Origin of the sequence: Psychrobacter vallis (genome assembly GCF_904846715.1) — a bacterium.
GTDB classification, from domain to species: Bacteria; Pseudomonadota; Gammaproteobacteria; order Pseudomonadales; family Moraxellaceae; genus Psychrobacter; species Psychrobacter vallis.
In genome coordinates, this window is the sequence record NZ_CAJHBU010000016.1 from 69,202 (window position 1) to 75,695 (window position 6,494).

At 40.8% G+C, this 6,494-nt stretch carries 7 protein-coding genes and 1 tRNA gene; 4 read left to right on the plus strand and 4 right to left on the minus strand.

The annotated features are described in order from the left end of the window. Positions 1-79 precede the first annotated feature (79 nt). Positions 80-1,087, plus strand: coding sequence for a porphobilinogen synthase (hemB, locus tag JMY02_RS10440; protein ID WP_201597840.1), 1,008 nt, complete (start codon positions 80-82; stop codon positions 1,085-1,087). Positions 1,088-1,195: 108 nt separating this feature from the next. On the opposite strand, the gene JMY02_RS10445 is transcribed toward hemB, so the two are convergent. Next, a complete protein-coding gene (locus JMY02_RS10445; protein ID WP_201597842.1) occupies positions 1,196-2,176 on the minus strand; it encodes a glutathione S-transferase family protein in 981 nt (326 codons plus the stop codon). A gap of 277 nt (positions 2,177-2,453) precedes the next feature. On the opposite strand from JMY02_RS10445, the gene JMY02_RS10450 reads away from it, so the two are divergent. The 3 genes from JMY02_RS10450 (at position 2,454) to JMY02_RS10460 (ending at position 3,107) form a co-directional block, all read left to right on the plus strand. Beyond that, positions 2,454-2,530 (plus strand) — tRNA-Val (locus tag JMY02_RS10450). A 130-nt stretch (positions 2,531-2,660) separates the two neighbouring features. Beyond that, positions 2,661-2,936 carry a DDE-type integrase/transposase/recombinase gene (locus JMY02_RS10455; RefSeq protein WP_201597845.1) on the plus strand — a complete coding sequence of 92 codons (276 nt, stop codon included), beginning with the start codon at positions 2,661-2,663 and terminating at the stop codon, positions 2,934-2,936. Further along, on the plus strand, positions 2,937-3,107 hold the full coding sequence (locus tag JMY02_RS10460) for a hypothetical protein (protein ID WP_201597848.1): 171 nt from the start codon (positions 2,937-2,939) through the stop codon (positions 3,105-3,107). Between the two features lie 111 nt (positions 3,108-3,218). Here JMY02_RS10460 and JMY02_RS10465 read toward each other — a convergent pair whose 3' ends face one another. The 3 genes from JMY02_RS10465 to JMY02_RS10475 all read right to left on the minus strand — a co-directional run bounded on the left by JMY02_RS10465 (position 3,219) and on the right by JMY02_RS10475 (position 6,441). Then, positions 3,219-5,540: a VENN motif pre-toxin domain-containing protein gene (locus JMY02_RS10465; RefSeq protein WP_201597852.1), complete on the minus strand. Its 2,322-nt coding sequence runs from the start codon at positions 5,538-5,540 to the stop codon at positions 3,219-3,221. A gap of 213 nt (positions 5,541-5,753) precedes the next feature. After that, positions 5,754-6,011, minus strand: coding sequence for a hypothetical protein (locus JMY02_RS10470; RefSeq protein ID WP_201597854.1), 258 nt, complete (start codon positions 6,009-6,011; stop codon positions 5,754-5,756). Positions 6,012-6,123: 112 nt separating this feature from the next. After that, entirely contained in the window at positions 6,124-6,441 is a 318-nt protein-coding gene (locus tag JMY02_RS10475) for a hypothetical protein (protein WP_201597856.1), read from the minus strand. Positions 6,442-6,494: the final 53 nt, after the last annotated feature.

The window sequence follows — 6,494 nt, forward strand, 5'->3', positions numbered from 1 at the left end:
CCCGCTATTGGTTATAGTAGCGATACTAAATTTTTTTAATAGCACCACTGTATAAAAACACCTTATGCAAGGAAAGATTATGACTTATACTTTTAACCGCCAATTCCCTGAAACTCGCCTGCGTCGCTTGCGTTATAACGATAATGTACGAGCAATGATTCGTGAAGTGGAGCTACACCCCAAGCACTTCATCGCCCCTGTTTTTGTATTAGAAGGCAGCAATAGACGTGAAGCTATCGCTAGCATGCCAGGTGTTGAACGCCTATCCATTGATTTGCTCATTGATTATGCCAAAGAGTTATTGGCAGAAGGCGTCACTACGATCGACATTTTCCCAGTCGTTGATAATTCATTGAAAACACCAGATGGCAAAGCAGCCTACGATGAAAATGGCCTTGCGGCACGTGCGGTCAAGGCTGTCAAAGATGCCCTTCCAGAAATGGTAGTAATGACTGATGTGGCGTTGGACCCTTATACCTCACATGGTCAAGATGGCTTACTCGATGAGAGTGGTTATGTCGTCAATGACGAAACTGTTGAAGTGTTGGTGAAGCAGGCTTTGGTGCATGCCCGCGCTGGTGCTGACATCATCTCCCCTAGCGATATGATGGATGGCCGTATCAAAGCCATGCGTGATGCCTTTGAAGCTGAGGGCTTTGTCAATACTGCCATTATGGCCTACTCAGCCAAATATGCGTCGGCATACTACGGTCCATTCCGTGATGCCGTGGGTAGTGCTGGCAATTTAAAAGGTGGGCATAAAAAGCAATACCAAATGGACTTTGGTAACCGTGCTGAAGCGCTGCATGAAGTGGCAATGGATATCAATGAAGGCGCTGACATGGTAATGATTAAACCAGGGCAGCCTTACTTAGATCTCATCCGCGAAGTCAAGAACACCTTTGGTGTGCCGACTTTTGCTTATCAGGTCTCTGGTGAGTATGCCATGCATATGGCGGCCATTCAAAATGGTTGGCTAAGCGATGCGGTGATTTTGGAATCGTTGATTGGCTTCCGCCGTGCTGGTGCTGATGGCATTTTGACGTATTTTGCGCTAGAAGCAGCAAGACAGTTAAATAATGCTTAACTTTATTCAATTTTCTTTTGTCTAGGGTAAATCTATGACGCCAGCTGATACTCATCAGCTGGCGTCATTTTTTATACTCGTATCATTCACAGTAGGGCGTGTTTGATATTACAAAAGATCGCGGTCATGCGCTTCATTAAAGTCAATATCAGGCCCAGCTGGTATAATCCGAGTTGGATTAATATTGGCGTGGCTGGTGTAATAATGTGCTTTGATATGTCTCATATTTATGGTCTCTACGACACCAGACACTTGATATAGATCACGCAGATAGCCCCAAAGATTTGGATAATCTACAATACGGCGGATATTACATTTAAAGTGCCCGACATATACGGCATCAAAACGTACCAATGTGGTAAATAGACGCCAGTCAGCTTCTGTTATTATCCTGTCTCCCATCAAGTAGCGACGCTGTACCAAACGTGCCTCTAGCGTATCTAGCGCCTCAAACAGTTCAGTCACTGGTTCCTCATAAGCTTCTTGAGTGGTCGCAAAACCTGCTTTGTACACCCCGTTATTTACGGCAGAATAAACAAATGCATTTATTTCATCAATTTCTGCCAATAGCTCGGACGGCAAAAAGCCCCCTGCTGTTGCCCCTACTTCATCAAAGGCTGAATTAAACATACGAATGATTTCAGAGGACTCATTACTCACGATGGTGTTGGTTTTTTTGTCCCACAAAATAGGAACTGTCACGCGGCCTGTATAGTCTGATTTGGCTGCAATATAAATCTCATATAGGTAGTCAGCGTTAAATAACGGGTCGGCAATAACGCCTTCACCATCTAAAAACGTCCAGCCTTTATCTCCCATAAATGGATGTACCACAGACATCGAAATCATGTCCTCCAAGCCTTTTAACTTGCGGTAGATTGTGGTTCGGTGTGCCCAAGGACAAGCCAACGACACGTATAAATGGTAGCGATTGGCTTCGGCTTTAAATCCACCTTCACCTGTTGGGCCTGCACTCCCGTCTACGGTTACCCAATTTCTAAAACCGGCATCTTCACGCTTAAAACTTCCACCATTGGCGTCCGTGTCATACCACTTGTCTTGCCATTGACCATCGACTAATAAGCCCATATTGTTATCCTCCTATTTTGGTTTTATTTAATAATTGCTGTCTGTCAGTATTAATCTTAAGCATTCATAATAACATCTCTATCTTGCCCTTTCCTCAAACCTTCGTTGCAAGCTTGGCAAAGTTGTGTGGTATTAGTCATTTAGCTCTTATATGTCCTCATACTGAGTTTAATAAGCGATATAGAGACCAAATCCTAAGTATTTTTCCAATAACTGAATATTGGTATAAAAAAGACTTGCAAAGTCTGTAAAACTTGCTAAAATGCTCAACCTAAATAGGCGTATAGCTCAGTTGGTTAGAGCGCTACCTTGACATGGTAGAGGTCAGCAGTTCGAGTCTGCTTATGCCTACCAAATTTAGAAAGCCCCAGTTTAACGACTGGGGCTTTTTTTTGGCTGTAAAATATGGGCTGTAGAGGAAAAGGAAACTATGTGTTGATTCAAATTTCCTATTTTAGCACTCTCATCGAGCGTCATCAAAAACGTGTGTGCCCGATATACACGACGTGTGGTGGGCTTTGCCGTATCAGACTCACCCGACAGCGTACTGACCGCTAAAGCGCTACAGATGGCGTATCAGACGCGCTTAAAGCCAAGTGAGGTGTTGTTTCATTCTGATCAAGGCATGCATTACACCAGTAAGACATTCGCTGAATCCGTGGCCAATCGTGATGGTATGACGCAAAGCATGAGTCGAAAAGCTAACTGTTGGCATAATGCCCCAACCGAACGATTCTTTAGAAGCTTTAAGACGGAGTAGATGCCAAAGGGCGGTTATGAGAATATCGCTGAGGCTAAAAGTGCCATTATTGATTATATCTGGCGTTACTATCAAACCGTGAGACCGCATAGCTTCAATGATTATTTGCCACCAGCAGAGAAAGAGAAACGTTACTTTAATCAAAACCTCTTATCAGCTGTCCTAAATTAGTTGATCACTACAGAACAATCTGATTGACAATTTTCAGACTAATGACTTTATCAATATGACCTACTGCTCCATTGCTGTTCGGACCATATAAGGCACTGCTAAAATTAACTATTATTCGTCAGAACAGCTAAATATCTTCTTGAAAAATTTATCATAATCTATATCTTCGTCTTCATCACTCCAATAATCATTACTCCAAAAAACGTAATCACTCCATAGAGGGTCTGGGCACAGACTGTCTAACTCTAAACCTATATCTTCTTCAGTTAAATTAGTTGTATTCCCATGTACGAGCTGGGTTAACAAAAATTTAATTCTTTTTTCTAACTCATTATACATTTTCCTCTTTATTTCCTCACTTGTTTTAGAAATATGATTTTTAGGATCTCTAATCACAATATTACCAAAATCATAAACTAACCCGTTATCTTGAATTTCAATATTATGATCTAACTCGAAAGATTTTCTACCACCCACTTGTTGGTCTTGCGGTGCAAATGGAGCATCTCCTTTTCTCATACGAGTAAGGTTAGCTTTACTAAATTGTTTACTCAAAACAGGATCATTAGCTGCTGCTTTCCAAAAATCGTTTCTAAACTCATTAAAATTATTATAGCTTCTCCCAGACATTTTATCGGCGATTTGTTTTGGAAAGGTTGCTTCACCCGTAGTGCCTATCCATCTTTCTCCCTCTTTAATCTCGTTTAACGGTTTTGAAGAATATGCCTTACCTGGACTATATCTCTTTTTTGCAGCGGTACTTGGGGAAGGTAATGAAAGTACAGGCTTTACTTTCTCACTACTCTCAGCTTTCTTAATAATCTGAGAACCTGTGGCTTCGCTAGCTTTACCTTGAGATTTTAAAATATCCACACCTTCTTGTGTGGCTTCTTTCATACCTTGGACATTCCCAGCTGCCTTTGCTTCTTCATACTTGTCTTCAGCTTTTTTGGCTTTATGAGCTTTTTGTAATAGATCACCACCCCAAGGGATTAAGCCTACCGCAGCAAAGATATAATCACCAGCACCTTCAGCTTCTTCTACTCCCTTAATATCACCTATTACTGGTAAGAAGTCCGTTCCAATCAAAATATATTTTTGATTTTTATTTAAGAATTTACCAATAGGCCCATTGTTCATCTCCCATGTTTCTTTCATGAGCTCAGCTTTCGACTGACCATAAGTCTGAGGCCCACCGTCATTATTCTCAGCTGCAACCTTACTCGTCTCCGCTGCATTGGCCGCATCACTTGCATTACCTGTTGTTGCACCAATACCAGCACCGAGAGCGCTAACAATACTACTAATCGTATCCTTTTGTTCAGCCGTTAGCTTATCGGTGTCTTTTTCGTACAGCAGCTGAGATAATAATGGTGCAGCTGCTTCTCCTGTACCAGCAGATACACCGCCAGTAAGTACATCATTTCCTGTAGCATAGCTGACGGCTGCCCCTAGTAAGGTATGAGCTAAAATATGACCTGCTTGCTGTCCACCAGTGAGTTTATTATCCTGATTAGCTTCAAGCTCTTTATAATACTGTCCAACTTTAAAAGACACCGCTGGACTGATAGCCTTAACCACATAACCCGTCGCGCCATTACTGTTTGGTCCATATATTGCACCTGCGACGGCATCAAATAGCAGACCTTGGTTTACAAGCTTATCTGCCGCATCAAATTTTTCTCGTGCTGTCTCATAGTCTCCAGCATTACTTGCTTCTTCTGCCTCATCCCTTAACTTCTTCTCTTTGGCATTTATATCAGTCTTAACCTTACGGCGCTCTTGGTCAAAGGCTTGCGTAATCTCCGTCTGCGCCCCCAGCTCCTCATTCACTGTCTCTGCATCAAACACATCATCAAGTTTTCCAGCAAGCGATTCCCGATTGTCCGTGGTGAAGAAGCCCTCTTTATCATTGTAGCCACTGACCCCGCCTTTGGTGATACTGCTGTCACTATCACTGTCTGTGCCATAACCTAGGCCGTTCATACTTGCTTGTGGTTTATTATTGGTATTACCAACACTGACACCGGCTTGGATGGCATCGCCCTCATAGCTGGTGGTGTTCTTGATGTCTTGCGTCTCTATACCGCCAAGACTTTCGTAGTTATTACGTCCTGCGTCACGAGCGGCTTCGGTCGTGGTAATCGCTCCGCCGATGAGCGTGGTTTTACCGCCAGCAGTAAGATCAATACCACCATCCCCTGTAAAGATGCCAGATTGCTCTCCAACAGCTTTGTAGTCAGAATTAAGATTGGTTTTGCCGCCATTGACGGAGAGGCTGGAACCTGCACCACCACCTGCTATGTCGATATCAGCGCTAAAGCCCATGTTCTTTTGTTTGCTGTCATAAGTAGCCGTGTCTTGTAGCGACTCTATGTTGACGTCGCCACCGATAGTCCCCTGTGTTAATGACTCCGCCTTTGATGTTGACATTATTTCTAGGAAAATAAAAAAGCTAAGATATATATAATCTCTTAGCTTTAAGATGCACTCATATTATTTTTAATTTTCACAATATTTTTCTAGTTTATGCACTAGACACCCATTCCTATTTGGAAACCTTTATAAAAATCATAGGCTAAGAAAATAAATAAAAGAAACAAAAGCGTAAAAAATACAATTAATAGGTTTTTTTTGTTCTTCATACTATTTCTTCTCCTTTTCGAAATCTCTTAAAGCCTCATTGATATATTTCTGAATCGTATCGTTAGCAATACTTCCTTCCATACCAACGACAGGAGGTAATTCTCCAAGTATAACTTCGGTAGGTAATACGTCAGCTATTGGAACATTTCTTCTATCATTTAAAATTGTTTTATCTCCTTTACCACTACCAAAATCTATATATAAGTCAACATCATAATCCTTATAGAGATTTCTTTTTATTGACGTCATAGTTAGCATAGTCTATACACTAATAGATATTGTGTCGTAAGTATTTATAAATGAATTTAGAATAAATAACAGTAAGATTATTACGATTATTATCAATAGATACTTTAATTTTTTATTCATGCTATTTACTCGAATTATTGAAACTCTCAGTAGCTTTATGTGTTATTTTATCAATTTTTTTATCGTTAAATCCTTTACCTAAAATTGAATCATGGCTGTCATTTTTTCGTGGAAGTTCACCAAATATATAATCACTATTCATTAATGAATTAATTGGGACATTTTTTCTATCTTCTAAACTAGTTCGGTCACCTTTTCCACTACCAAAATCTATATAGGGATCTACATCAAAGTCTTTATGACCAATCGCATTTATGGGGTTTTTCTTGATAGAATCAGGCTTATAATAATTATAGGGGCTGTAGTAGATAAGCACCATGCTAGACTACTAAAATGAAGATAACCCGTTGTAAATTAAGTAAAAAAGAGCAG